At 70.1% G+C, this 25,450-nt stretch carries 20 protein-coding genes, 1 pseudogene and 1 riboswitch; of the genes and pseudogenes, 8 read left to right on the top strand and 13 right to left on the bottom strand.

Annotated features, from left to right (window positions below; all coding sequences use genetic code 11):
• The first annotated feature begins 27 nt into the window (after positions 1-27).
• Positions 28-1,461: an SLC13 family permease gene (locus BN1555_RS23475; RefSeq protein WP_093801224.1), complete on the top strand. Its 1,434-nt coding sequence runs from the start codon at positions 28-30 to the stop codon at positions 1,459-1,461.
• Between the two features lie 3 nt (positions 1,462-1,464).
• Positions 1,465-2,670, top strand: coding sequence for a glycerate kinase family protein (locus BN1555_RS23470; RefSeq protein ID WP_093801223.1), 1,206 nt, complete (start codon positions 1,465-1,467; stop codon positions 2,668-2,670).
• Here BN1555_RS23470 and BN1555_RS23465 read toward each other — a convergent pair.
• The 6 genes from BN1555_RS23465 to BN1555_RS23440 all read right to left on the bottom strand — a co-directional run bounded on the left by BN1555_RS23465 (position 2,631) and on the right by BN1555_RS23440 (position 9,774).
• Entirely contained in the window at positions 2,631-3,992 is a 1,362-nt protein-coding gene (locus BN1555_RS23465) for an aminotransferase class V-fold PLP-dependent enzyme (RefSeq protein WP_093801222.1), read from the bottom strand. The two genes, BN1555_RS23470 and BN1555_RS23465, sit on opposite strands and share 40 nt — an antisense overlap.
• Positions 3,993-4,155: 163 nt before the next feature.
• A riboswitch (SAM riboswitch) is annotated at positions 4,156-4,272 on the bottom strand.
• A gap of 99 nt (positions 4,273-4,371) precedes the next feature.
• Positions 4,372-5,436 carry an anthranilate phosphoribosyltransferase gene (gene trpD / locus BN1555_RS23460; protein ID WP_093801221.1) on the bottom strand — a complete coding sequence of 355 codons (1,065 nt, stop codon included), beginning with the start codon at positions 5,434-5,436 and terminating at the stop codon, positions 4,372-4,374.
• Positions 5,437-5,579: 143 nt separating this feature from the next.
• Positions 5,580-7,232 carry a cytochrome bc1 complex cytochrome b subunit gene (locus BN1555_RS23455; RefSeq protein ID WP_093801220.1) on the bottom strand — a complete coding sequence of 551 codons (1,653 nt, stop codon included), beginning with the start codon at positions 7,230-7,232 and terminating at the stop codon, positions 5,580-5,582.
• The gene (locus tag BN1555_RS23450) at positions 7,229-8,281 is read right to left on the bottom strand and encodes a cytochrome bc1 complex Rieske iron-sulfur subunit (RefSeq protein WP_093801219.1); all 1,053 of its coding nucleotides are present in this window, start codon (positions 8,279-8,281) and stop codon (positions 7,229-7,231) included. The genes BN1555_RS23455 and BN1555_RS23450 overlap by 4 nt, the downstream gene beginning before the upstream one ends.
• A complete protein-coding gene (locus tag BN1555_RS23445; protein WP_093801218.1) occupies positions 8,278-9,087 on the bottom strand; it encodes a cytochrome bc1 complex diheme cytochrome c subunit in 810 nt (269 codons plus the stop codon). The genes BN1555_RS23450 and BN1555_RS23445 overlap by 4 nt, the downstream gene beginning before the upstream one ends.
• Positions 9,088-9,153: 66 nt before the next feature.
• Positions 9,154-9,774: an aa3-type cytochrome oxidase subunit III gene (locus BN1555_RS23440; protein WP_093801217.1), complete on the bottom strand. Its 621-nt coding sequence runs from the start codon at positions 9,772-9,774 to the stop codon at positions 9,154-9,156.
• A gap of 205 nt (positions 9,775-9,979) precedes the next feature.
• Between BN1555_RS23440 and BN1555_RS23435 the strand changes: the two genes are divergently transcribed.
• A complete protein-coding gene (locus tag BN1555_RS23435; RefSeq protein WP_093801216.1) occupies positions 9,980-10,375 on the top strand; it encodes a DNA-binding transcriptional response regulator in 396 nt (131 codons plus the stop codon).
• A gap of 16 nt (positions 10,376-10,391) precedes the next feature.
• On the opposite strand, the gene BN1555_RS23430 is transcribed toward BN1555_RS23435, so the two are convergent.
• The 4 genes from BN1555_RS23430 to coxB all read right to left on the bottom strand — a co-directional run bounded on the left by BN1555_RS23430 (position 10,392) and on the right by coxB (position 14,897).
• Positions 10,392-11,654, bottom strand: a complete 1,263-nt coding sequence (locus tag BN1555_RS23430; protein WP_093803586.1) for a L,D-transpeptidase — start codon at positions 11,652-11,654, stop codon at positions 10,392-10,394.
• A 143-nt stretch (positions 11,655-11,797) separates the two neighbouring features.
• Positions 11,798-12,196 carry a cytochrome c oxidase subunit 4 gene (locus BN1555_RS23425; protein WP_093801215.1) on the bottom strand — a complete coding sequence of 133 codons (399 nt, stop codon included), beginning with the start codon at positions 12,194-12,196 and terminating at the stop codon, positions 11,798-11,800.
• Complete coding sequence (ctaD, locus tag BN1555_RS23420; RefSeq protein ID WP_093801214.1) at positions 12,193-13,932, bottom strand: aa3-type cytochrome oxidase subunit I; 1,740 nt, start codon at positions 13,930-13,932, stop codon at positions 12,193-12,195. Before ctaD ends, BN1555_RS23425 begins: the two co-directional genes overlap by 4 nt.
• Positions 13,929-14,897, bottom strand: coding sequence for an aa3-type cytochrome oxidase subunit II (coxB, locus tag BN1555_RS23415; RefSeq protein WP_093801213.1), 969 nt, complete (start codon positions 14,895-14,897; stop codon positions 13,929-13,931). Before coxB ends, ctaD begins: the two co-directional genes overlap by 4 nt.
• Before the next feature lie 272 nt (positions 14,898-15,169).
• Between coxB and BN1555_RS23410 the strand changes: the two are divergent.
• Positions 15,170-16,554 (top strand): annotated as a pseudogene (locus BN1555_RS23410) (cysteine desulfurase/sulfurtransferase TusA family protein).
• Between the two features lie 174 nt (positions 16,555-16,728).
• Here BN1555_RS23410 and BN1555_RS23405 read toward each other — a convergent pair.
• Entirely contained in the window at positions 16,729-17,703 is a 975-nt protein-coding gene (locus tag BN1555_RS23405; RefSeq protein ID WP_093801212.1) for a carbohydrate kinase family protein, read from the bottom strand.
• A gap of 179 nt (positions 17,704-17,882) precedes the next feature.
• On the opposite strand from BN1555_RS23405, the gene BN1555_RS23400 reads away from it, so the two are divergent.
• The gene (locus tag BN1555_RS23400; protein WP_093801211.1) at positions 17,883-18,092 is read left to right on the top strand and encodes a hypothetical protein; all 210 of its coding nucleotides are present in this window, start codon (positions 17,883-17,885) and stop codon (positions 18,090-18,092) included.
• Positions 18,093-18,212: 120 nt separating this feature from the next.
• Positions 18,213-19,694 (top strand): hypothetical protein, encoded by a 1,482-nt coding sequence (locus tag BN1555_RS23395; RefSeq protein ID WP_093801210.1) that lies wholly within the window; start codon positions 18,213-18,215, stop codon positions 19,692-19,694.
• A gap of 77 nt (positions 19,695-19,771) precedes the next feature.
• Here the strand turns inward: BN1555_RS23395 and BN1555_RS23390 are convergent, their stop codons facing one another.
• The gene (locus tag BN1555_RS23390) at positions 19,772-20,128 is read right to left on the bottom strand and encodes a HesB/IscA family protein (RefSeq protein ID WP_093801209.1); all 357 of its coding nucleotides are present in this window, start codon (positions 20,126-20,128) and stop codon (positions 19,772-19,774) included.
• Between the two features lie 253 nt (positions 20,129-20,381).
• Between BN1555_RS23390 and nadA the strand changes: the two genes are divergently transcribed.
• The gene (gene nadA / locus BN1555_RS23385; protein ID WP_093801208.1) at positions 20,382-21,560 is read left to right on the top strand and encodes a quinolinate synthase NadA; all 1,179 of its coding nucleotides are present in this window, start codon (positions 20,382-20,384) and stop codon (positions 21,558-21,560) included.
• A 178-nt stretch (positions 21,561-21,738) separates the two neighbouring features.
• The gene (locus BN1555_RS23380; protein WP_255306136.1) at positions 21,739-22,140 is read left to right on the top strand and encodes a YciI family protein; all 402 of its coding nucleotides are present in this window, start codon (positions 21,739-21,741) and stop codon (positions 22,138-22,140) included.
• 88 nt (positions 22,141-22,228) lie between these two features.
• Here the strand turns inward: BN1555_RS23380 and BN1555_RS23375 are convergent, their stop codons facing one another.
• The gene (locus BN1555_RS23375; protein WP_093801207.1) at positions 22,229-25,396 is read right to left on the bottom strand and encodes an efflux RND transporter permease subunit; all 3,168 of its coding nucleotides are present in this window, start codon (positions 25,394-25,396) and stop codon (positions 22,229-22,231) included.
• Between the last annotated feature and the right edge of the window lie 54 nt (positions 25,397-25,450).

Genomic DNA, 25,450 nt, shown 5'->3' with positions numbered 1-25,450 from the left:
TCACCCGGGACTCCGAGGCTTCTCGGTGTGACCCTGACCCCGCTGAAGCCGTGGCAGTACGCGGCGCTCTGCACCGCGCTGACCCTGTGCGCACTGCTCACCGTCCCCGGCGTGTCCCCCGGTCTGTCCGGTGACGCCCGCCTGACCCTCGCCGTCTTCGCCCTGGCGACCTGCGCCTGGATCGCCACCCCCGTGGACGACACCTACGTCGCCCTCGGCGCCGGCCTCGCCCTCACCGCGACCGGCGTGATCAGCAGCGAGACCCTCTTCGGAACCCTGGGTGACGAGACCGTATGGCTGCTGATCTGCGCGTTCGTGCTGGCGGCGGCCGTGGCGCGGACCGGTCTCGCGGGCCGGGCCGCGGCGTTCCTGGTGAGCGGCGCCCGTACCGTACGCCAGCTCACGCACCTCACCACCGCGGCCCTGGTCGTCACCGCGTTCGCCGTGCCCGCCACCTCCGGCCGCGCGGCCCTCGCCCTGCCCGTCTTCCTCGCCCTCGCCAAGGTCCTCGCGGACCGCCGCCGCCTGGTCGTCATGCTGGCCCTCCTCTTCCCCACGGTGATCCTGCTGTCCGCGGTCGCCACCCTGATCGGTGCCGGCGCCCACCTGATCACGGTCTCCGTGCTCTGGGAGGCGACCGGCGAGCGCATCGGCTTCACCCAGTGGCTGCTGCTCGGGCTGCCGCTGGCCGCCGTGTCGTCCCATCTGGCGGCGGAGGCGGTGCTGCTGACGGCCACGCGCCGCACGGACCGCTGCGGTCCGGTCCGCATCACCGCCGAGCAGATCCAGGAGCACAGCGAGAAACCGGTCACCGGCACGCTCGGCCCCGCCGAGACCCGGTGCGCGGCGCTGCTCGCCACGGTGGTGGTGCTGTGGTGCAGCGAGCCGCTGCACCAGGTGCCTCCCGCCGTCGTCGCCCTCATCGGCGCGGTCGTCGCGTCGTCCCCCGCGCTCGGCACCGTACGCCTCAAGGACGCCCTCAGAACCGTGCCGTGGCCACTGCTGCTCTTCATGGCGGCCACGATGGCGATGGGCGTCGCCCTCGCCGACTCGGGCGCGGCCCGCTGGCTGGTGTCGGGGCTGCCGGTGAGCGTTCCGCCGTGGCTCTTCCTGGCCGCCGTGATCACGGTCAGTACGGCCGCCCACCTGGTCCTCCAGTCCCGTTCGGCCCGCTCCAGCGTGCTGGTGCCGCTGGTGGTCGCGGCCGCGGCCGGCTCCGGCGTCAACCCGGTCGCGGCCGCCCTCGCGTCGACCGCGGCGGCCGGTTTCTGCCACACCCTGCCCGCGTCCGCGAAGCCGGTGACTCTCTTCTCCGACCTCCCGGGCACCCCGACGTACACCTCGCGCGACCTGCTGCGGCTGTCGGCGGTGCTCGCCCCGCTGACGGCGGCCGTGGTGCTGGCGTTCGCCCTCGCCGTCTGGCCGCTGTTCGGCGTCCCCGTCCTCACCGAAGGAAGTTGAGCCATGCCTCTCGCCCTCACCCGCTTCGCCGTGGCGCCCAGCGGCTTCAAGGAGTCGCTGTCCGCCCAGTCGGCCGCCGAGGCCATCGCCGCCGGGGTGCGCCGTGCCGTTCCCCACGCGGACATCGACCTGATCCCCCTGGTCGACGGCGGCGAGGGCACCGCCCGTGCGCTCGCCGCGGCCACCGGCGGCCGCCTCGTGGCGCTGTCCGCCACCGGGCCCGTCGGCCGGCCCGTCGGCACCCACTTCGCGCTGCTCGGTGACGGGAGCGCGGTCGTCGAGATGGCGGCCGTGGCCGGCCTGTCCCTGGTCCCGCGCTCCCTGCGCGACCCCGGCGCGACGACGACGTACGGTGTCGGCGAACTGATCCGCGCCGCGCTCGGCCAGGGCGTGCGCCGCATCCTCGTCGGCTGCGGCGACTCCGGTACGTCGGACGGGGGCGCCGGCGCGCTCCAGGCCCTCGGCGCCCGCCTGCTGGACGCGGACGGCCGCGAACTGGCGCCCGGCGGGAGGGAGCTGAACCGGCTCCACGACATCGACGCGACCGGACTCGACCCGCGCCTGGGGGACACCGAGATCCTGGTCGCCTGCAACCCGTACAACATCCTGTGCGGCCCCCGCGGCGTGGCCCGCGTCTTCGGCCCGCAGAAGGGCGCGACCCCGCCCCAGGTGGAGGAGCTGGCGGCCGCCCTCGACCGGTGGGCGTACGTCCTGGACCGCACCCTCGCCCCCACCGGGACCGACCTGCGCTTCGGCGCGGGCACCGGCGCGTCCGGCGGCCTGGGCGCCGGGCTCGCCGCGCTCGGCGCCCGGCTGCTCCCCCGCTTCGACGTCCTGCTGGACCACATCGACCTGGACGCCCGCCTCGCCCGCGCCGACCTGGTCGTCACCGCCGAGGGCGCCCTGGACCAGCAGACGCCGTGCGGCAAGATCCCGGCCGAAGTGGCCCGCCGCGCCAAGCTGTCGGGACGCCCGGTGCTCGCGCTGGCGGGCACGATCGGGGAGGGCGCCCACGAGGTGCGCGCGGCGGGCGTCGACGCGTACAGCTCGATCCTGCCCGCGCCGATGTCACTGACCGAAGCGCTCGGGCGCGGGGCCGAGTTCCTCACCGACGCGACCGAGCGGGCGCTGCGGATGGTCCTGATGGGAGCCCGGGCCGTTCAGACCGCTCAGACCGCCGGGACGCAGCGGCCTTCCTCGGTGCGGTAGTTCCACTTCGCGCCGTCCTCGACGAGTTCCCTGACGGCGCGCAGGAACCGCTTCACGTGCTCGTCGGGCGTACCGGCACCGAAGCTCACGCGGATCGCGTTCAACGAGCGCTCGCCCGGCTCGGCCTCCGGCGCGCCGCACTCGCCCGGGTCCTGCGGGTCGCTGCCGAGCAGGGTCCGGACCAGCGGGTGGGCGCAGAACAGGCCGTCGCGTACGCCGATTCCGTACTCGGCGGAGAGCGCGGCCGCGAAATGGGAGCTGTTCCAGCCCTCGACGACGAAGGAGATGACGCCGACGCGCGGGGCGTCGTCCCCGAAGAGGGAGAGCACCCTGACCGCGCCGACCTCGGCCAACCCCTCCAGGACCTCCGTCACCAGCGCCTGCTCGCGCTCGACGAGGGAGTCGAAGCCGGCCTCGGTGAGCGCCTTGCAGGCGGAGGCGATCGAGTACACGCCGATGACGTTGGGCGAACCGGCCTCGTGGCGGGCGGCCGTGGTGTGCCACTCGACGTCCACGCCGCCGTCGGCGCGGCGGGCGACCTTGCGCGAGGCGCCGCCGCCCGCGAGGTACGGCTCGGCGCTCTGCAGCCAGTCGGCGCGGCCCGCCAGCACGCCGGAGCCGAACGGCGCGTACAGCTTGTGCCCGGAGAACGCGACCCAGTCGACGTCCAGTTCGGCGATGTCCAGCGGGTGGTGGGGCGCGAGCTGCGCGGCGTCGAGCACGATCCGCGCGCCGTGGGCGTGGGCGGCGGCGGCGAGCTCCTTCACCGGCCACAGCTCACCGGTGACGTTCGAGGCGCCGGTGACACACACCAGGGCGGGGCCGTACGGGTCGCGGTCGGCCAGCGCCCGCTCCAGGGTCTCGACGGCCTGGGCCGGGGTCCGGGGCGCGTTCAGGAAGTCGACCTCCGCGTCGCGCCAGGGCAGCAGCGAGGCGTGGTGCTCGGTCTCGAAGACGAACACCTGGCAGTCGGCGGGGAGGGCCGCGGCGAGCAGGTTGAGCGAGTCGGTCGTGGAGCGGGTGAAGACGACCTGGTCGCTGTCACGGCAGCCGAGGAACTCCGCGACGGTGGCGCGGCTGCTCTCGAAGAGGTCCGTCGACAGCTGCGAGAGGTAGCCGGCGCCGCGGTGCACGCTGCCGTAGTACGGGGCGTACGCCGCCACGTCGTCCCACACGCGCTGGAGGGCCGGGGCGCTCGCCGCGTAGTCGAGGGCGGCGTAGGTGACCTCACCACCCGTCACGAGCGGCACGAGGACATCTCGCCCGAGAACGGGCAGGGGCGCACAAACGGTCTGGTCGGCGGCAGCGGTGGAGACAGACATGGCGAACTCCTGAAACAGGCAGGCGAATTCCCCGCGCCGGCGGATACGCGGCAGCGCTGGAAAAGAAAGAGAAAAGGGGTGTGCGAAGAAGGGGCGAAAGGCCCTATCGCATTCGCTTGCTCACAAGAGGCTCCCTGAGGACCAGGACCCCAAGGTTTCGAGGGGTCCGCGCTTGCCGTGGACCTTTCTGTCCACGACCCGGTCTTCACCCGGGGCACCCCGCCACGGACGGAGGGTTGCCGGACAGCAAGCCGGGGCCAAAACGCTGTCACTCATGACCTGCCAAGCATCCTGCCACACGATCAAGAAGACGCAAGGCGCAGTCCACTGTTTGAGACCAAAGAGGTCTGGACTGCGCCTAGCGTCCCGCACCGGTCGCTCAGCTGTTGCTGGCAGCCACCCAGCGCTCCAGCGCCGCACGGGCCGCTCCCGAGTCGATCGACTCCGCCGCCCTGGCGATCCCCGCCGCGATCTGCTCGTCGAGGGACGCGTCGCTCGGGTCGAGGGCGACCAGCGCCGCCGCCGTGTTGAGCAGCACCGCCTCCCGCACGGGGCCGGTCTCGCCGGCCAGCAGCCGCCTCGCGACATCCGCGTTGTACGACGCGTCCGCGCCCCGCAGCGCCTCCACGGGCACGATCTCCAGGCCCACGTCGCGCGGGTCGAAGGACTGCTCCCGGACCGCCCCGTCCCGTACGACCCACACGCGCGAGGTCGCGGTGGTGGTCAGTTCGTCGAGGCCGTCGTCGCCCCGGAAGACCAGCGCGGAATTCCCCCGTTCGGCGAGCACACCCGCCACGATGGGGGCCATCCGGGCGTCGGCGACACCGACCGCCTGCGCCTTCACCTGCGCCGGGTTCGTCAGCGGGCCGAGGATGTTGAACGTCGTCGGCGCGCCCAGTTCCTTGCGCGCCTTCGCGACGTACCGCAGGGCCGGGTGGAACTTCACCGCGAAACAGAAGGTGATGCCCGCTTCCTCCGCGACCTCGGCGACACGCTTCGGCGTCAGCTCCAGGTTGACGCCGAGCTTCTCCAGTACGTCCGAGGCCCCGCTCGCGGACGAGGAGGCCCGGTTGCCGTGCTTGACGACCTTGGCCCCGGTGCCCGCGACGACGATCGCCGACATCGTGGAGATGTTGACCGTCTTGGCCAGGTCGCCGCCCGTACCGACGATGTCGACCGTACGGCCGGGCACCTCGATGGTGTTGGCGTGCGCGTACATGGCCCGCACCAGCCCGGTGACCTCACCGACCGTCTCGCCCTTGGCGCGCAGCGCCACCGCGAAACCGGCGATCTGGGCGTCGGTCGCCTCGCCGCTCATGATGCGGTCCATGGCCCAGGCGGTGTCGTCCGCGGACAGGTTCTCGCCGCGCAGCAGGGGATTCAGCACGCCCGGCCAGGAGCCGGCCGCCACGCTGTCGCCGCCGACCGGGGTCACAACGTTCATGGTCCGCTCCAGGGTCCACAGCCAGTAAGAGTGGCTCCTACCCTATCCAGCCCAGGGGACGGCGAAGAGCCCCGTCCGGCGCGTGGACGGGGCTCCTGCTGTGGCGACCTGTGTCAGGCCGGTCTGGTCGAAGACCGGAGGGATCAGTGGTGGCCGTGGCCGCTGGTGATCTCCTTGTACTCCTCGGCGGTCGGCTTGGGGACCTGGTTGCCCTCGCCGTAGTAGCCCTTGTTGAGCTTGGCCCGGAGCTTCTGGCCGCGGGTCACCTTGCGCTCGACACCGTTCTCGTCGACCGACGGACCGACCTCGGCCGGCGTGTACTGCTCGTGCGCCGTGAGGCTGTACAGCTGGTCCTGGCTGAGCGGCTCGTGGATCTCGACGAACTCGCCGTGCGGCAGCCGCTTGATGATGCCGGACTCACGTCCGTGCAGCACCTTCTCCGCGTCACGCCGCTGCAGACCCATGCAGATCCGCTTGGTGACGATGAACGCGACGACCGGGCCGACGAAGAAGGCGATCCGGACGAACCAGGTGATCGCGTTGAGCGACATGTGGAAGTGGGTGGCGAAGATGTCGTTGCCGCCGCCCAGCAGCATGATCATGTAGGCGGTGACCCAGGCGACACCGAGAGCGGTCCGGGTCGGCGCGTTGCGCGGCCGGTCCAGGAGGTGGTGCTCCCGCTTGTCGCCGGTGATCCACGACTCGATGAACGGGTAGACCGCGATCGCGATGAGCATCGCGCCGAAGAGCACCAGCGGGATGAACACGCCCAGGACCAGCGTGTGGCCCCACATGTTGATCTCCCAGCCCGGCATCACACGGATGAGCCCCTCGGCGAAGCCCATGTACCAGTCGGGCTGGGCGCCGGTGGACACCTGGTCCGGACGGTACGGACCGAGGGCCCACACCGGGTTGATGGTGAACATGCCGGCGATGGCCGCGATGACACCGAAGACCAGGAAGAAGAAGCCTCCGGCCTTGGCCATGTAGACCGGCAGCAGCGGCATGCCGACGACGTTCTTGTTCGTCCGGCCGGGGCCGGGGAACTGCGTGTGCTTGTGGTAGAAGACCAGGATCAGGTGCGCCACCACGAGGCCGAGCATGATGCCCGGCAGCAGCAGGATGTGGATCGAGTAGAACCGGGCCACCATGTCATGGCCGGGGAACTCGCCGCCGAACAGGAACATCGAGATGTACGTGCCGACGACGGGCGTCGCCAGGATCGCGCCCTGCGTGAAGCGGACACCGGTGCCGGAGAGCAGGTCGTCCGGGAGCGAGTAACCGGTGAAACCGGTGAACATGCCCAGGACGAACAGCAGGAAGCCGAACAGCCAGTTGATCTCACGCGGCTTGCGGAACGCGCCCGTGAAGAACACGCGCATCATGTGCACGAACATGCCGGCGATGAAGATGACGGCGGCCCAGTGGTGGATCTGCCGGATGAGCAGACCGCCGCGGACGTCGAAGCTGATCTCCAGGGTCGAGGCGTACGCCTCGGTCATCCGGATGCCGTGCATCGGCACGTACGAGCCGTGGTACACGATCTCGTTCATGCTCGGGTGGAAGAACAGCGTCAGGTACACACCCGTGAGGATGATGATGATGAAGCTGTAGAGGCAGATCTCGCCCAGCATGAAGGACCAGTGGTCCGGGAAGATCTTCCGCATGTTGGCCTTGGCCAGCGAGTAGATCCCCAGCCGTCCGTCGGCCCAGTCGGCCACCCGCTCGCCGGCGGGGGCCTTCCGGTTGCCCGGCGCGTCGGCGCCCGGTGACTGTGTTGCGGTCGTGGTGCTCATCCGCGCTCCCAGAATGCAGGGCCGACGGGCTCGGGGAAGTCGCCGAGCGCCTCGAGAAAGCCCTCGTTGTTCACGCCGATCCGCAGCTGCGGAAGGGCGTGACCGGCCGGGCCGAAGATGACGCGGGCGCCGTCGGAGAGGTCGAAGGTGGACTGGTGGCACGGGCAGAGGACGTGATGGGTCTGCTGCTCGTACAGGGAGATCGGGCAGCCCACGTGGGTGCAGATCTTGGAGAAGGCCACGATGCCCTCGTGCGACCACTCCAGCTCGCGCTTGTCCTTGATGTCCTCCGGCTGGATCCGGACGATCATCAAGGCATCCTTGGCGATCTTGTTGTTGAACTCGTGGTCGTCCTCTTCCAGGCCCTCGGGCTTGGCGAAGGTGAGCGAACCGACGACGACGTCCTCGGGACGCAGCGGCTCGTTCGTGTTCATGTTGATGAGCTGCTTGCCCTTGTCCCACGACGTGTGGAACAGCTTCTTCTCGGGCAGCGGGCCCAGCTCGCGCAGCAGCACCACGCCGGAGAGCGGCACCATGGCCAGCGCGCCGAACATCGTGTTGCGGATCAGCGGACGCCGACCGATCACGGACTCCCGGGCACCGTCCGCGAAGTCGGCCATGACCTTGGCCTTGACCTCGGGCGTGGCCTCGATCGCGTGCCGGTCGTCGGCGACCTCGTGGTCGGACATCAGGGTGCGGGCCCAGTGGACCGCGCCCGCGCCGATGCAGAAGAGCGCGATGCCCAGCGTCAGACCGAGCGACAGGTTCGTCGCGCTGACGTGGCCCAGCGGCCACACGTACACGATCTTGTCGACCGGGAACGCCACGAAGGAGGCGATGAAGCCGATCGTGGCCAGCATCGACAGCGTGAACAGGAGGGCGACCGTACGCTCGGAGCGCTTGGCGGCCCGCTCGTCGATGTCCTGGATGCGCGGCTTGTGGGGCGGCAGCCCCGGGTCCGCGAACGGGTCCTCCGCCACGGCCACCGCGCCGTGCGCGGTGTCCTGCCCACTCGGCAGGTTCTTCTCTGGAATCTCTTGGTTACTCATGACTTCTTGGCCTTAGCGGTGTGGGCCGCGACCCAGACGGCGACGGCGATCAGCGAACCCAGACCGAAGATCCATCCGAACAGCCCCTCGGTGACGGGGCCGATGCCGCCCAGCCCGAAGCCGCCGGGGGTCGCGGTCCTCTCACCGTTCACGGTCCGGACGTACGCGATGATGTCCTTCTTCTCCTGCTCCGGCATCGTCGTGTCGGGGAAGGACGGCATGTTCTGCGGGCCGGTCTGCATGGCCTGGTAGAGGTGCTTCGGGTCCACGTCGGTAAGAGGCGGAGCGTACTTGCCGTTCGTCAGGGCACCCCCCGCGCCGGTGAAGTTGTGGCACTGGGCGCAGTTGGTGCGGAACAGCTCGCCACCCTTGGCGATGTCCGCACCCTCAGGGTTGTACTGCTCCTTGGTCGGCGTGATCGGGCCGGCGCCGAGGGAGGCGACGTACGCCGCGAGCTGGTCGATCTCGGCCTGCGAGTAGACCACCGGCTTCTCCGGCACCTGGGCGCCGGGCTGCTGCGCCGGCATACGGCCGGTGCCGACCTGGAAGTCCACTGCGGCCGAGCCGACGCCCACGAGGGACGGACCGTCGGAGGTGCCCTGACCGCCGGTGCCGTGGCAGCTGGAGCAGCCGACGGCGTACAGCTTCTTGCCCTCGTCGATGGCGAGGGACTGGGCGGTTTCATCGGCCTGTGCCTTGCTCGCGGGTGCGAACGCGGCGTACAGCCCCCCGGTGGCCGCCAGCGCGAGGAGTAGGACGACGACCGCCGCCAGCGGATGGCGTCGTCGTGCGGAGAGCTTTTTCACGGATTACCCCGGTGTCAGGATCTTCTGCGTCGATGGTGCTGGATATGAGGCGGGTGCGGACCCGACCTACTTGATCATGTAGATCGTGGCGAAGAGGCCGATCCAGACGACATCGACGAAGTGCCAGTAGTAGGACACGACGATGGCGGCGGTTGCCTGCTCGTGGGTGAATCTCTTGGCCGCGTATGTACGGCCGAGGACCAGCAGGAAGGCGATGAGTCCGCCCGTCACATGCAGTCCGTGGAAGCCGGTGGTCAGGTAGAACACCGAGCCGTACGGGTCGGACGAGAGCGAGAGGCCCTCGTGCTTGACCAGCTCGGTGTACTCGAAGACCTGGCCTCCGATGAAGATCGCACCCATCACGAACGTGAGAATGAACCACGCCCGGAGCTTCTTCACGTCGCCCCGCTCCGCGGCGAAGACGCCGAGCTGACAGGTGAGGGAGGAGAGCACCAGGATGGTGGTGTTCGTCGCCGAGAACGGGAAGTTCAGCGAAGACGCCATTTCCTTCCAGTGGTCGGGACCCGTCACCGATCGCAGGGTGAAGTACATCGCGAAGAGGGCCGCGAAGAACATCAGCTCGGAACTCAGCCAGATGATGGTTCCGACGCTGGTGAGGTTCGGTCGATTGACCGACGGGTGCGCGTGCCCGGTATCTACTGTCGTTGCTGTCGCCACGACCGACATTATGTCGGTCGCTTATCCCGCCCTCACTCCCGGGGGTGCCATTCGGTGTGTCCACGCTCCCGGAAGGCTCTGCGACCTGACCCGAACGGCTCATCGAAGGGGTGTCCGAACCCCTGCTGACAAGGTGTCGGACGGAGTAGCATCCGCGCATCGGTTCCTGATCCGACACCGAGCCTTCGAAGGCTTTCAGATGCATGGAGGAACAATGACCGCCACGGTCCTGGTCTACAGCGACGACGCGAACACCCGCGAACAGGTGCGGCTGGCAGCGGGTCGCAGGCCTGCGCCGGACGTGCCGCCGGTCGAGTTCCTGGAGTGCGCCACGCTGCCGGCCGTCCTCACGGCACTGGACAGGGGCGGTGTCGACGTCTGCGTGCTGGACGGCGAGGCCACGCCCGCGGGCGGCATGGGCGTATGCCGGCAGATCAAGGACGAGATCTTCAATTGCCCGCCCGTGCTGCTGCTGATCGGCCGCCCCCAGGACTCCTGGCTGGCCACCTGGAGCCGCGCGGAGAGCGCGGTGACGCTTCCGGTCGACCCCGTGGAGTTCTCGGGCGCCCTGGCCGCCCTGCTGCGCGGCAGGCGCGCGGTCGAGGCGTGACACCCCGCGGGCCCCGTCAGACCTCCGGCCGCAGTCTGGCCGCGTCGACGGGGCTTCCGCCGTCCGAGGGGCCGGTCAGCAGGGCGCTGCCCTTGCGCCACTTGTCCCAGGACAGGTTCCAGTCGCCGAAGCCGTTGCCGAAGGGGTCCATCATGTCGCCGGCGCTGTTGACGACCTTGACGATGTCGCCCTGGCGGACGGTCTCGTAGAACCACTCGGCGTCGCCGGTGCTCATGCCGGTGCAGCCGTGGCTGACGTTGGCGGACCCCTGCGAGCCGACGGACCAGGGCGCGGCATGGACGTACTCGCCGCTCCAGGTGACCCGCGTGGCGTAGTAGACGGGCAGGTCGTACGAGTCGGCCGTGCCCTCCGGTATGCCGACGGTCGTACCGCGCATCCGTACGAAGTACTCCTTGCCCAGCACGACCTTGACCCCGTTGCGGGTGGAGAAGCCGGGCTTGCCGGTGGTCACCGGAATGGTGTTGATCACTTTGCCGTTGCGCTTCACCGTCATCCGGTAGGAGCCGGCGTCCGTGATGGCTTCGAGCCGGTCACCGGTGGTGAACTGCACCTGCTTGGAGGGGCCGCCGTAAAGCCTGTCGGCGACCTTGATGCCCTCGAGGGTGCTGCGCACCCTGACGGTGGCGTTGGCCGGCCAGTACTCCTTCGGGCGGAAGTGCAGGTTCTCGCTGTCCACCCAGTGCCAGGCGCCCTCCACCGCGGGCGCCGAGCCGACCTTCAGCGCGCGCTCGACGACCGCTCTGGCCTCCTCGCCCTTGACGGGGGCGCTGAGCTTGGCGGTGACCGGCTGGCCGACGCCGTACTTGCCCGGTTCGGGACCGAAGGTGACGGTCAGGCGCTTCTTGGCCGGGGCCTGCGCGGTCTCGAAGGAGAGCGTCCGCAGGCCGGGGGCGCCGTCCGAGTTCTCGGTGCTGACCCTGACCGTGTAGCGCGCCCCCGCGGCCAGGGGGGCGGTGCTGCGCCAGCGCGCCCCGTCGGCGGAGAGTTCGCCCGCCAGATAGCGCCCTGCGGCATCGGAAGCCGTGACATCGGTGATCCGGCCGTCCTTGTCCCTGGCGGTGATCTCCAGGGGTTTCTCGGGATCGGCCTTCGCCGTGCCCGCCCCGGCGTTGAAGGAGACCTGGTCCGCCGCGTCGTACGGCGCTGCGGAGAGCGGATGGCCGTCGCTGGACCCGTCGCACGCCGTCCCGGCCGCCGCGAGGGACGCGATCAGCAGAGAGCAGCTCAGGACCGTCCGGAATCGGGGTGCTTGGCTCATGATCACAGATTAAGAACATTCATCACATTCAGCGAGCCCAGCGATGCAAACGAGGGGCCCGGCCACCTGAACTGCAGGTGAGCGGGCCCCTCGGGGGTGCTGCAAATGCCACGGGCTACTGCGAATGCCGGGCCTGCCGCGGACTACTGGTTCTGGTTCTCACCGCGGTAGTACTCGAAGACCCAGCCGAAGAGGCCGATCAGGAGCAGCGGCAGGGAGAAGTACAGCAGCCACCAGCCGATGGCGACGGCCAGGAAGGCGAAGGCGCCACCGATGGCCAGCGAGAGCGGCTGCCAGCTGTGCGGAGCGAAGAACCCCACTTCACCGGCCTCGTCCGCCACGTCGGCCTCTTTGTTGTCCTGAGCCATGGCGTCGACACGCTTGGCCGTGAAGGCCAGGTAGTAGCCGATCATGATGCTCAGGCCGAAGGCCAGGAAGAGCGCCGTGGTTCCGGCGGGCTCCTTCGACCACAAGCCATAGACGATCGCCATGGCGAGGATGAAGGCTGACAGCCAGAGGAACATCTTGCCCTGGATCTTCACTTGCCGACCTCCTTGCCGCCGAACAGCGCGGTGTCCTTCTGTCCGTCGTTCTCGAGCATTTCGAGAGCGGCGATCTCAGGGTGGTGCAGGTCGAACGCCGGGGATTCGGAACGGATCCGCGGCAGCGTGATGAAGTTGTGCCGCGGGGGCGGGCAGGACGTCGCCCACTCCAGCGAACGGCCGTAACCCCAGGGGTCGTCGACCTCGATCTTCTTGCCGTACTTCGCGGTCTTCCAGACGTTGTAGAAGAACGGAAGCATGGACAGGCCCAGCAGGAACGAGGCGATCGTCGAGATCGTGTTCAGCAGGGTGAAGCCGTCGGCGGCGAGGTAGTCCGCGTAACGACGCGGCATGCCCTCGGCACCGAGCCAGTGCTGCACCAGGAACGTGCCGTGGAAGCCCACGAACAGCGTCCAGAAGGTGATCTTGCCCAGGCGCTCGTCCAGCATCTTGCCCGTGAACTTCGGCCACCAGAAGTGGAATCCGGAGAACATCGCGAAGACCACGGTGCCGAAGATGACGTAGTGGAAGTGCGCGACGACGAAGTACGAGTCGGAGACGTGGAAGTCCATCGGGGGCGAAGCCAGGATGACGCCGGTCAGACCACCGAAGGTGAAGGTGATCAGGAAGCCGACGGCCCAGAGCATCGGGGTTTCGAAGGACAGCGAGCCCTTCCACATGGTGCCGATCCAGTTGAAGAACTTCACACCGGTCGGTACCGCGATCAGGAAGGTCATGAACGAGAAGAACGGCAACAGCACGCCGCCCGTGACGTACATGTGGTGGGCCCACACCGTGACCGAGAGGCCGGCGATCGCGATCGTCGCACCGATAAGTCCGATGTAACCGAACATCGGCTTGCGGCTGAAGACCGGAATCACCTCGGAAATGATTCCGAAGAACGGCAGCGCGATGATGTACACCTCTGGGTGACCGAAGAACCAGAAGAGGTGCTGCCACAGGAGCGATCCGCCATTTGCGGCGTCGAAGATGTGCGCACCGAATTTACGGTCCGCCTCCAGCGCGAAGAGCGCGGCGGCCAGCACCGGGAAGGCGAGCAGGACCAGCACGCCGGTCAGCAGCACGTTCCAGGTGAAGATCGGCATACGGAACATCGTCATGCCGGGTGCGCGCATGCAGATGATCGTGGTGATGAAGTTGACCGAACCGAGGATCGTGCCGAAGCCGGAGAAGGCCAGGCCCATGATCCACATGTCGGCGCCGACACCCGGCGAGCGGACCGCGTCCGACAGCGGGGCGTAGGCGAACCAGCCGAAGTCGGCGGCGCCCTGCGGGGTGAGGAAGCCGGCCACCGCGATGATCGAGCCGAAGAGGTACAGCCAGTACGCGAACATGTTCAGCCGCGGGAACGCCACGTCGGGCGCGCCGATCTGCAGCGGCATGATCCAGTTCGCGAATCCGGCGAACAGCGGCGTCGCGAACATCAGCAGCATGATCGTGCCGTGCATCGTGAACGCCTGGTTGAACTGCTCGTTCGACATGATCTGCGTGCCGGGACGGGCCAGTTCGGCGCGCATGAAGAGCGCCATGAGTCCGCCGACGCAGAAGAACACGAACGACGTGATCAGGTAGAGCGAGCCGATGGTCTTGTGGTCAGTGGTGGTCAGCCACTTCACCACCAGGTTTCCCGGCTCCTTGCGCCGTACCGGCAGCTCGTTCTGGTGAGACACCTCGTCGGCCGCTGCGCCACCGTGAGGTTCGTTGAGGATGGTCACAGTTTGCTCGCTCCCGCGTTCCTGGCCGTGTCGAGCTGCGCGATACCGGACGGGACGTAGCCGGTCTGCCCCTTCTCCGCCAGCTCCTTGAGGTGCTGCTGGTAGCGCTCCGGGGAGACCACCTTGACGTTGAAGAGCATCCGGGAGTGATCGACGCCGCACAGCTCGGCGCACTTGCCCTTGAAGGTGCCCTCACGGGTGGGGGTCACCTCGAAGACGTTGGTGTAACCGGGGATGACGTCCTGCTTCATCAGGAACGGCACCACCCAGAAGGAGTGGATGACGTCGCGGGAGGTCAGGACGAACCGGACCTTCTCTCCCTTGGGCAGCCACAGGGTCGGGCCCGGATTGCCGTTCTGGGGGTTCCGCTCGCCCGGCGTGCCGACCGCGTGGACGCCTTCGGCCCCTGCGGGGAACTGCTTGGCGTACCGGTCGGGGATGGAACCGAGCTCCTTGGCGGGCTTGGCTCCCGTGGCGGCGTCGCCGTCCACGTCCTCCACGTAGTTGAAGCCCCAGCTCCACTGGAAGCCGACCACGTTGATGGTGTGGGCCGGCTTGTCCTCGAGCGCGAGGAGCTTCGACTCGTCGCGCGCGGTGAAGTAGAAGAGGACCGAGACGATGATGAGCGGGACCACGGTGTACAGCGCCTCGATGGGCATGTTGTACCGGGTCTGCGGAGGTACTTCGACCTTGGTGCGGCTACGCCGGTGGAAGAAGACGCTCCACAGGATCAGTCCCCACACCAGGACGCCCGTGATGAGCGCTGCCGCCCACGAGCCCTGCCAGAGGGAGAGAATCCTGGGAGCCTCTTCGGTGACCGGGGTAGGCATCCCGAGGCGGGGGAAGTCCTCCCATGTGTACGAGCAACCAGAGGCGGTCGCCAGGACCACGCCCGCGGTCAGCACCTGGAGCAGCTTCCGCCGCATCGGGCGCCGCGACGAGCGGTCGGAGCCGTTGGGACTCACGTAGCGCCTTCCCGAGAGTCTCGCCCGCGCGGTGGGTCGCGGCCGTCTCGCTGGTCGGTCGCCGGCCCTGACGCGGGCAGGGGTTTGGATGTTTATGCGGACCAAACCCTACTGGACGCTATTTGGGGCCGCGCGGGGAGGGTGCCCAACGCGCCGTACCCCTCCCCGAAGGGATGGCTTCTCGGTGGAATCACGGCCTCCGCCCGTCTCCTGACGGCCATTTCCCTGGTGGCGGGGCACCGGCCCGCCGCAACGGCGATTAGCGTGGCGGCGTGCCCTACTTCGATGCCGCGTCCTCCGCCCCCCTGCATCCCGTCGCCCGGCAGGCCCTGCTGGCCTCGCTCGACGAGGGGTGGGCCGACCCTGCCCGTCTCTACCGCGAGGGGCGGCGCGCCAGGCTGCTGCTGGACGCGGCCCGCGAGGCGGCGGCGGAGGCCGTGGGGTGCCGCCCGGACGAGCTCGTGTTCACCCCTTCCGGCACCCGCGCGGTGCACTCCGGGATCTCCGGCGCGCTCGCCGCGCGCCGGCGTGTCGGCCGCCACCTGGTCGTCTCCGCCGTCGAGCACTCCTCCGTGCTCCACTCGGCCGCCGAGCACGAGGGCGGGGGCGGCACGACGACGGAGGTCCCGGTGGACCGGACGGGCCGGGTGGCCCCCGGGGCGTACGCGCGGGCGCTGCGCGAGGACACCGCGCTGGCGTGCCTGCAGACCGCCAACCACGAGGTCGGCACCGAGCAGCCGGTGGCCGAAATCGCACAGGAGTGCCGGGCGGCGGGTGTGCCGCTGCTGGTGGACGCGGCGCAGTCGCTGGGGTGGGGTCCGGTGGAGGGGGACTGGTCGCTGCTGACCGCGAGCGCCCACAAGTGGGGCGGCCCCGCGGGGGTCGGGCTGCTGGCCGTGCGCAAGGGGGTGCGGTTCGCCCCCGAGGGCCCGCCGACGAGCGGGAGTCCGGGCGGGCGGCCGGCTTCGAGAACCTGCCGGCCATCGTGGCGGCGGCCGCCTCGCTGCGGGCCGTACGGGCGGAGGCGGCCGGCGAGGCGGCGCGGCTGCGGGCGCTGGTGGAACGGATCCGGGCCCGGGTGCCCGAGCTCGTACCGGACGTGGAGGTGGTCGGCGATCCGGTGCGGCGACTGCCGCACCTGGTCACCTTCTCGTGCCTGTACGTCGACGGGGAGACGCTGCTGCACGAGCTGGACCGGGAAGGTTTTTCCGTATCGTCCGGTTCGTCCTGCACGAGCAGCACGCTCATGCCCAGTCACGTGCTGCGGGCGATGGGGGTGCTGACGGAAGGCAACGTCCGGATCTCGCTCCCGCCGGGGACCCGGGCGCAGGACGTGGACCGCTTCCTGGAGGTGCTGCCGGGTGCGGTGGCGGGGGTGCGGGAGCGGCTGGGCGCGCCGGTCGCGCCGCCTGCCGCCGAACAGTCCGGCACGCCGTCGCTCGTCGTGGACTCGCTCGGCAAGCGGTGCCCGGTCCCGGTGATCGAGCTGGCCAAGGTGATCGGCGACGTGCCGGTCGGGGGGACGGTGACGGTGCTGTCGGACGACGAGGCGGCGCGGCTGGACATCCCGGCGTGGTGCGGGATGCGGGGGCAGGAGTACGTGGGCGAGCGGGCGGCGGAGCGGGGCGTGGCGTACGTGGTGCGGCGGCTCGCCTGAGGGGTGCGGACGGGGCGGGCCCGCGGCGCTTTCCGCCGCCTGCCCGCCCCTCCCCCTGTGGCCCTTCGCGGCTCCGCCGGGCGGGGACTCCGCCCCGAGCCCCGCTCCCCGGACGCCGGGCGGCCGGTCCTCCCGTCCGTCCGGCGCCCTGGGAGGCCTCGGGGGCGTCCCGGGTCAGGACAGGTGCGCCCGGACCTCTTCCGCCGCCTCGTCGCCGTACGCCTTCGTGAAGCGGTCCATGAAGTTGGCGCGGCGCAGCGTGTACTCCTGGGTGCCGAGGGTCTCGATGACCAGGGTCGCCAGCATGCAGCCGACCTGCGCGGCGCGCTCGAGGCCGACGCCCCAGGCGAGGCCGGACAGGAATCCGGCGCGGAAGGCGTCGCCGACACCGGTCGGGTCGACCTTGCTCTCCTCCTCCGGGCATCCGACGACCACCGGCTCCTCGCCGACGCGCTCGATGCGGACACCGCGGGAGCCGAGCGTGGTCACGCGGTGGCCGACCCTGCCGAGGACCTCGGCGTCGGTCCAGCCGGTCTTGGACTCGATGAGCCCCTTCTCGTACTCGTTGGAGAAGAGGTAGGTCGCGCCGTCGAGCAGCGTGCGGATGTCGTCGCCGGACATGCGGGCGATCTGCTGGGAGAAGTCCGCGGCGAACGGGATGGAGCGGGTCTTGCACTCCTCGGTGTGGCGGAGCATCGCCTCGGGGTCGTCCGCACCGATCAGCACCAGGTCGAGGCCGCCGACGCGCTCGGCGACCGCCTGGAGCTCGATCTGGCGGGCCTCGCTCATGGCGCCCGTGTAGAAGGAGCCGATCTGATTGTGGTCGGCGTCGGTGGTGCACACGAAGCGGGCGGTGTGCAGGACCTCGGAGATGCGCACCGAGCCGGTGTCCACTCCGTGCCGGTCGAGCCAGGCGCGGTACTCGTCGAAGTCCGAGCCGGCGGCGCCGACCAGGATCGGGTTGCCGCCGAGCTGGCCCATGCCGAAGCAGATGTTCGGGCCGACTCCGCCCCGGCGTACGTCGAGGTTGTCGACGAGGAAGGAGAGCGAGACCGTGTGCAGCTGGTCCGCGACCAGCTGGTCGGCGAAGCGGCCGGGGAAGGTCATGAGGTGGTCGGTGGCGATGGAGCCGGTGACTGCGATACGCACGGCGAGGACGCTCCTGCGGGCGAGGGGTGAGGACAGTTCACGCTACCCGGTCGTAGCCCTCCCGCACTAAGCGGCAAAACTACCCAATAGTAGGGCTTTTTTCCGTTGCCCGAGGTGCCTACGGTGCCCATGTCAGGGTCCGTGGACGTGCGGCCCCGAGAGCTACGGGAGTATCCCGCATGCACAAGCACAGCGTCATGGTGTCCGTCCGGGCCGAGCAGGACGGCAGCCTGGAGGAACTGCGCGGAGACTGCGCCCGGATGGTCCCGCACTGGGCGGTGCCCGCGGCTCCCGCGCCGGCTCCCGTACCGGCCTCCCTGATCCACGGGATCTCCGTGCCGCCCGCCTCGGCACGGCTGGTGGGCGGGATGTCCGAATACGGCGGCTGAGTCCTCCTCCTGCGGCATACGGGGGAACCGCGCGCTCCCCCGTTCCGTCCCACCGGTGTCCCCCGTAAAAGGGATACGACATACGACACAGGACGGCCGAGCAGCCGAAGGAGCGATGCGGTGAGCACCGAGGGACCGGAAAAGGACGCAGTCAGCGCCCGCGGGCGGCGTTCCCCACTGGTCGCCGCCTCAGTGGCCGCGGCGGTGCTGCTGGCCGGGGGCGGCGCGGCGTACTGGGCGTCGACCGCCCCGGGCGGCAGCGGCACCGGGAGCGGCGTGGCGGCGGGCGACGGCACTCCGCCGCCGCTGAACCTCGACGGCCATGGGGGCGGCGCTCCGGGCATCGCGTCCGGCGAGCCCGACCCGAACGGCGGGGCGACCTACCGCGCGGCGGGGAAGCTGCCGAAGGGGCCCGGCTCCGCCCCGGTGTACCGGGCGTCGGGCACGGTCACCGAGGCCGAGGTGGCGCGACTGGCCGAGGCGCTCGGCCTGCCGGGCAAGCCGCGCGTGGAGGGCCCGGCCTGGAAGGCCGGCGTCACCAAGGACGGCTCGGGACCGGTGCTCCAGGTCAACCGGCAGGCGCCGGGCACCTGGACCTTCGCGCAGTACGGCCGGGGCGGCAGCGACGACTGCGCCACACGCGAGAAGTGTTCCGACACCTCCTACGCGCCCGGCGGCCAGGGCTCCGCGGTGAGCGAGAAAGCCGCGAAGGACGCGGCGGCGCCGGTGCTGAAGGCGGTGGGCCAGGGCGACGCCGAGCTGGACGCACGCCAGCTGATGGGCGCGGTGCGGGTGGTGAACGCCGACCCGAAGGTGGGCGGGCTGCCCACGTACGGCTGGGCGACCGGGGTCCAGATCGGCCCCGACGGCCGGCTGGTGGGGGGCAGCGGGCAGCTGAAGAGCCTGACGAAGGGCGCCGAGTACCCGGTGATCAGCGCGGGTGAGGCGCTGGAGCAGCTGAACAGGGCCGGCGAGGGCGCCGGCAAGACCGGCATCGGCGGCTGCGCCACACCCGTCCCCCACGGGGCCGAGGACCGTGCGGCCGGCGCCGGGGCCGAGGCCGAGGCGCCGTGCGAGACGGGCGGCGGGCAGCCGCCGGCCGCGCCGGAGCCCGTGACCGTGGGCAAGGCGGTCTTCGGGCTGGCGGCGCAGTACGTCGACGGGCGGCAGGCGCTCGTACCCTCGTGGCTCTTCGAGGTGAAGCCGGGGGGCGGCGCGCAGCCCTTCACCGTCACGCACCCCGCGGTCGATCCGGACTACCTGGCCGAGCCGCCCGCGGCGCCGTCGCCGCGCGAGAGCGCTCCGCCGGCCCCGCCCGAGAGCGAAGAGCCCTCGGCGCCCGCGCGGCACGTCGAGTCGTACAGCGCAGACGGGCGCGAGCTGACCCTGCGCTTCTGGGGCGGGGTGTGCAGCGACTACGGCGCGAAGGCGAGCGAGGAGGACGGGGTGGTGAAGGTGAGGATCACCGAGACCAGTCCGGAGCCGGGGAGGGCCTGCATCATGATCGCCAAGGAGCTGACGGAGACCGTGACGCTCGACAAGCCGCTGGACGGCCGGAAGGTCGTGGACGCGCGGAGCGGCGAGACGGTGCCGCGCGCTTAGGCCCGTACGCCGCAGAGCACGGAGAAGGCGGCCGTCCCGGTCCGGGGCGGCCGCCTTCTCTCACGCGCGGTTCAGATCTAGCTGAACGAGTCGCCGCAGGCGCAGGAGCCCGTGGCGTTCGGGTTGTCGATCGTGAAGCCCTGCTTCTCGATGGTGTCGACGAAGTCGATGGAGGCGCCGCCCAGGTACGGGGCGCTCATGCGGTCGGTGACGACCTTGACGCCGTCGAAGTCCTTGACGACGTCACCGTCGAGCGAGCGCTCGTCGAAGAAGAGCTGGTACCGCAGGCCGGAGCAGCCACCGGGCTGCACGGCGACGCGCAGCGCCAGGTCGTCCCGGCCTTCCTGGTCCAGCAGGGCCTTGACCTTGGCCGCGGCGGCGTCGGACAGGAGAATGCCGTCGCTCACGGTGGTCTTGTCGTCCTGAACGGACATCTACATCTCTCCCGGGTTGTACGGACTGCTTGCCGACGGTTGCAACCGGCGCGGCCGCGGATTCATTCCGGGCCTGAGCGCTTGCCTTCTCCCTTCATGCTCGCACACACCGTTCCCTGGGGGCACGGGGCTGGAGCCGACGGCAATTCGTCACATCGACGACATCGGCATCGTCAAAGTGACATGAAGCGGTTATGATAGATAACGTCAAATCGACGAAAAGCGTGTTCGCAGACAAGAAAGGGTGCGTGCCGTGACCACCGCCCAGCCACTGGACGTCCAGCCGACGCCGCTCGCTCTCCTGCTGCTCGGCCGCGAGGCCGATGCCAGGAGTGAGCGCGGCGTGGACTGCCCCGGCGACCTGCCCTCGCCCTCGGACCCGGACCTGGTGGAGCGCGCCCGCGCGGCCAAGGAAAAGCTCGGGGACAAGGTCTTCGTCCTCGGCCACCACTACCAGCGTGACGAGGTCATCCAGTTCGCCGATGTCACCGGGGACTCCTTCAAGCTGGCCAAGGACGCGGCCGCCAGGCCGGAGGCCGAGTACATCGTCTTCTGCGGCGTGCACTTCATGGCCGAGTCCGCGGACATCCTGACCTCCGACGACCAGAAGGTCGTGCTCCCCGACCTGGCGGCGGGCTGCTCGATGGCCGACATGGCCACCGCCGAGCAGGTCGCCGAGTGCTGGGACGTGCTGACCGAGGCGGGGGTGGCCGAGCAGGTCGTGCCCGTGTCGTACATGAACTCCTCGGCCGACATCAAGGCGTTCACCGGCAAGCACGGCGGGACGATCTGTACGTCGTCGAACGCCAAGCGGGCGCTGGACTGGGCCTTCGAGCAGGGTGACAAGGTCCTCTTCCTTCCCGACCAGCACCTGGGGCGCAACACCGCCGTGCGGGACATGGGCATGTCGCTGGACGACTGCGTGCTCTACAACCCGCACAAGCCGAACGGCGGCCTGACCGCCGAGGAGCTGCGGAACGCGAAGATGATCCTGTGGCGCGGGCACTGCTCGGTGCACGGGCGCTTCTCGGTCGAGTCGGTCGACGACGTGCGCGAGCGCATCCCGGGCGTCAACGTCCTCGTGCACCCCGAGTGCAAGCACGAGGTGGTGGCGGCCGCCGACTACGTCGGCTCGACGGAGTACATCATCAAGATGCTGGAGGCGGCTCCGGCCGGCTCCAAGTGGGCCATCGGCACCGAGCTGAACCTGGTGCAGCGGCTCGCCAACCGGTTCGCCCCGGAGGGCAAGGAGGTCGTCTTCCTCGACAAGACGGTCTGCTTCTGCTCGACCATGAACCGCATCGACCTGCCGCACCTGGTGTGGGCGCTGGAGTCGCTGGCCGAGGGCAACCTCGTCAACCGCATCGAGGTCGAGCGCGAGACCGAGCAGTTCGCGAAGCTCGCGCTGGAGCGGATGCTGGCGCTGCCGTAGCCGCGCCTCCCGCTTCTCGTACGCAGGTGAGGGGCACCCCGCATTGCGGGGTGCCCCTCACCTGCGTTACCGGGTGCGGGGCTGCGGCTTACCTGCAAGCGTGGGAAGCGATGAGTTCCGCGGTGTCCCGGCGTCTACCACTGCACAAGGCCATCAGCACCCCGGAAGGGTGAGGAACATGCAGTACATGATCCAGATGAACGTGCCCGCCGACGAGTGGGACGGCATGATGTCGTCGTTCTCCAAGGACGACATGCTGGCGATGTTCGCGCACATGGACGCGCTCAACCAGGAGATCGGCGCGGCGGGCGAGCTGGTGGAGGCCCGCGGTCTCGGCGGGCCCGCGATGGTCAAGACGGTCCGGGCGACGGACGACGGTCGGGCGAAGGTGACCGACGGACCCGCGGAGCCCGGACGCATCCTGGCCGGCTACTGGGTGGTCGACGTCAAGAACGAGGAACGGGCCCTGGAGATCGCCGCGCGGGCCTCGGCCTGCCCCGGCCCCGGCGGAAAGCCCGGGAACGACCCGGTCGAGGTGCACGCCGTCCCGGAGGGGCCGCCCGAGGTGCCGGAGCCCTGAGCGGACCCGGCCGGGCCCGGAACGGGATGGGCCCCGGCCCCCTGGAGAAGGGGGCCGGGGCCCACCGCCGTGCCGTGCCGTACGCCGGTCAGACCTTCGCCGGCTCCTGCTCCGGCGACTCGGAGCCGGACGGGGCCGGGGCACCCGCCTTCGCCGCGCGCTTGGCCGCCTTCTTCCCGGCCCGGCGCTCCTTGCGGAGCTCCACCATCGCGTACAGCGTCGGCACCAGCAGCAGCGTCAGCAGCGTCGACGTGATCAGACCGCCGATCACCACGATCGCCAGCGGCTTCGAGATGAAACCGCCCTCGCCGGTGATGCCCAGCGCCATCGGCAGCAGCGCGAAGATCGTCGCGAGTGCCGTCATCAGGATCGGGCGCAGACGGTGACGCCCGCCCTCCAGGACCGCCTCGACGACGCCCAGGCCCTGGGCCCGGTACTGGTTGATCAGGTCGATCAGCACGATCGCGTTGGTGACCACGATGCCGATCAGCATCAGCATGCCGATCATCGCGGGGACGCCCATCGGCGTACCGGTGAGGAGCAGCAGGCCGAGCGCGCCGGTCGCCGCGAACGGGATGGACACCAGCAGGATCAGCGGCTGGACGAGCGAGCGGAACGTCGCCACCAGCAGCATGAAGACGATCGCGACGGCCGCCAGCATGGCCAGGCCGAGCTGGGCGAACGCCTCGTTCTGATCGGAGGAGACGCCGCCGATCTCGACGCTCGCGCCCTCCGGCAGCTTCTTCTTGAGCTCGGTGATCTCCGTCTGGAGCGCGGCGGTCACCGCGCCCGTGTTGTCGGCGGTCGGCTTGGCCGTGATCGTCGCGGCGCGGGCGCCGTCGATCCGGGTCTGCGAGACCGGCCCCGCGACCAGCTTCACGTCGGCGATGTCACCGAGCTTCACCTGGCCGAGGTTCAGCTTCTTCAGCTCGTCCATCGTGGTGGCCGGCCTGGCCGACTTCACGACGACATCGCGCTCGGTGTCGTCCAGGATCGCCTTGCCCGAGGTGGTGCCGCGCACCGCCTGCGTGACGGCGGCGCCGAGCGTGGCCTGGTTGAAGCCCGCGGCGGCCGCCTTGTCGTTGGCCTTGACGGAGATCCGGGGCACGCTCTGGGCCAGGTCGCTCTGGACGTCGGTGACGTCGTCGAGGGTCGCGACCGCGTCCCGCACCTGCTCGGACGCCTTCTTCAGCACATCGCCGTCACCGGCCTTGACCACGACGCTCAGGTCCTGGCTGCCGAAGCCGCCGCCCGCGCCGATCGTGGTCTCGCCGATGCCGTCGAGCCTGCCCAGTTCCTTGTCGATCCGGTCCTGGGTGGCCTCGAAGTCGGAGGCGTCCTCGAGGGTCAGCTGGTACGTCGCCTGGTTGGCGCCCGTGCCTCCGCCGAAGGCGGCCGCGAAGCCCGAGGAGCCGACCGTGACCTGGTAGTCCTTGATCGTGTCGATGGAGTCGAGCGCCTTCTCGACCTTCAGCGCGGCCCGGTCGGCGGCGGCCAGGCTGGTGCCCGGCTCCAGCTCCTGGGTGACGGACAGGGTGTCCTGCTCGCCCTGGTCGAGGAAGTTGGTCTTCAGCAGCGGCGCCATGGCGAACGTACCGAGAAGGACGACGACCGCGATGGCCAGGCTGGTGAGGCGGCGGCGGGTCGCGAAGCGCAGGACCGGGACGTACGTCCGCTGAAGCGGGCTGCGCCGCTCCTTCTCCTCCGCCTCGCGGCGCAGCTCCGCCGGGTCGACGCCCTCGGAGCCCTTGGGCGCGCGCAGGAACCAGTACGAGAAGACCGGCACCACGGTGAGGGACACCAGCAGCGAAGCGAGCAGGGCGGCCGTGACGGTGAGGGAGAACGAGCCGAACAGCTGGCCCACCATGCCGCCGACCAGGCCGATGGGCAGGAAGACCGCGACGGTGGTCAGCGTGGACGCGGTGACCGCGCCGGCCACCTCCTTGACCGCGGTGGTGATCGCCGAGTGGCGCTCCTCGCCGTACGCCAGGTGACGCTTGATGTTCTCCAGGACCACGATCGAGTCGTCGACGACGCGGCCGATCGCGATGGTCAGCGCGCCGAGCGTGAGGACGTTGAGCGACAGGTCGCGGGTCCACAGCACGATCAGCGCGAGGACGACCGACAGCGGGATGGAGATGGCCGTGACGAGCGTCGAACGGATCGACGCCAGGAAGACCAGGATGACGATCACGGCGAAGACCAGGCCGAGGGCGCCCTCGGTGGTCAGGCCGGAGATCGACTTGGAGACGGCCGGGCCCTGGTCGAAGACGACCGCGATCTCGCTGTCCGCGCCGATGCTCGCGCGCAGGTCGGGGAGGAGGTCCGTGACCGCGTCGGAGATGGCGACGGCGCTGCCGTCCTGGTCCATGGTGATGGCCAGGGACAGGCTGGGCTTGCCGTTGGTACGGGTGATGGAGACCGCGGTGGCGGGCTGCTCCTCGACGGTGGCGACGTCACCGAGGCGTACCGGCTTCGGCGGCTTGCCCCCCTGGCCGGCGGGTGCGCCGGTGGCGGCAGCGGTGACGCGCAGGTCCTCGATCTGCCGCAGCGACGTGTAGCCGCCGCCGACCTGGACCGTACGGCTCTTGCCGTCCTCGGCGAAGGAACCGCCCGGGACGGTGGCGCCGCCCGCCTGGAGGGCCTGGCTGAGCGCGGAGACGTCGAGGCCGGCCGCCGCGAGCTTCTTGTCGTCGGGGGTGACGGCGACCTGGAGGTCCCGTACGCCGTCGATGCCGACCTGGCTCACACCGTCGATGTCCTCCAGGCGGGGGACGACGGTGTTCTCCAGCCGGTCGGCGAGCGCCTGCTGGTCCTGGGCGGAGGTGACGGCGAGCAGGACGGTCGGTATGTCGTCCGTCGAGCCGGCCACGACCTGCGGGTCGACGTCGGCGGGCAGCTGGGCGCGGGAGCGGTTCACGGCCTGCTGGACGTCGGCGACGAGCTGCTTGGTGTCGTTGTCGTAGTCGAACTGGGCCATGATCACGGCGTTTCCCTCGCTCGCCGTGGAGGTGACGCCGGTGATGCCGTCGACTGCCTTGATGGTGTTCTCGAGCGGTTCGACGACCTGCTTCTCGACCACGTCGGGGGACGCACCCTGATAAGGCGCCAGCACGGAGACCATCGGGAACTCGATGGTGGGCAGCAGTTGCTGCTTGAGCTGCGGTATCGCGAGAGCGCCGAAGACGATCGCGATGATCGACATCAGACCGATCAGCGCCCGCTGAGCGAGGCTGAATCTGGACAGCCAGGACATGGGTGGGTCTCTCTTCTGTGGCGTGCGAGGCAGGCGGACACGGTGGTCCGCTTA

It is taken from the genome of Streptomyces sp. Wb2n-11, assembly GCF_001049855.1.
Classification (GTDB): domain Bacteria; phylum Actinomycetota; class Actinomycetes; order Streptomycetales; family Streptomycetaceae; genus Streptomyces; species Streptomyces altiplanensis.
Note: the sequence above shows the minus strand (reverse complement) of the source record. Positions and strands in the feature narration are given on the sequence as shown.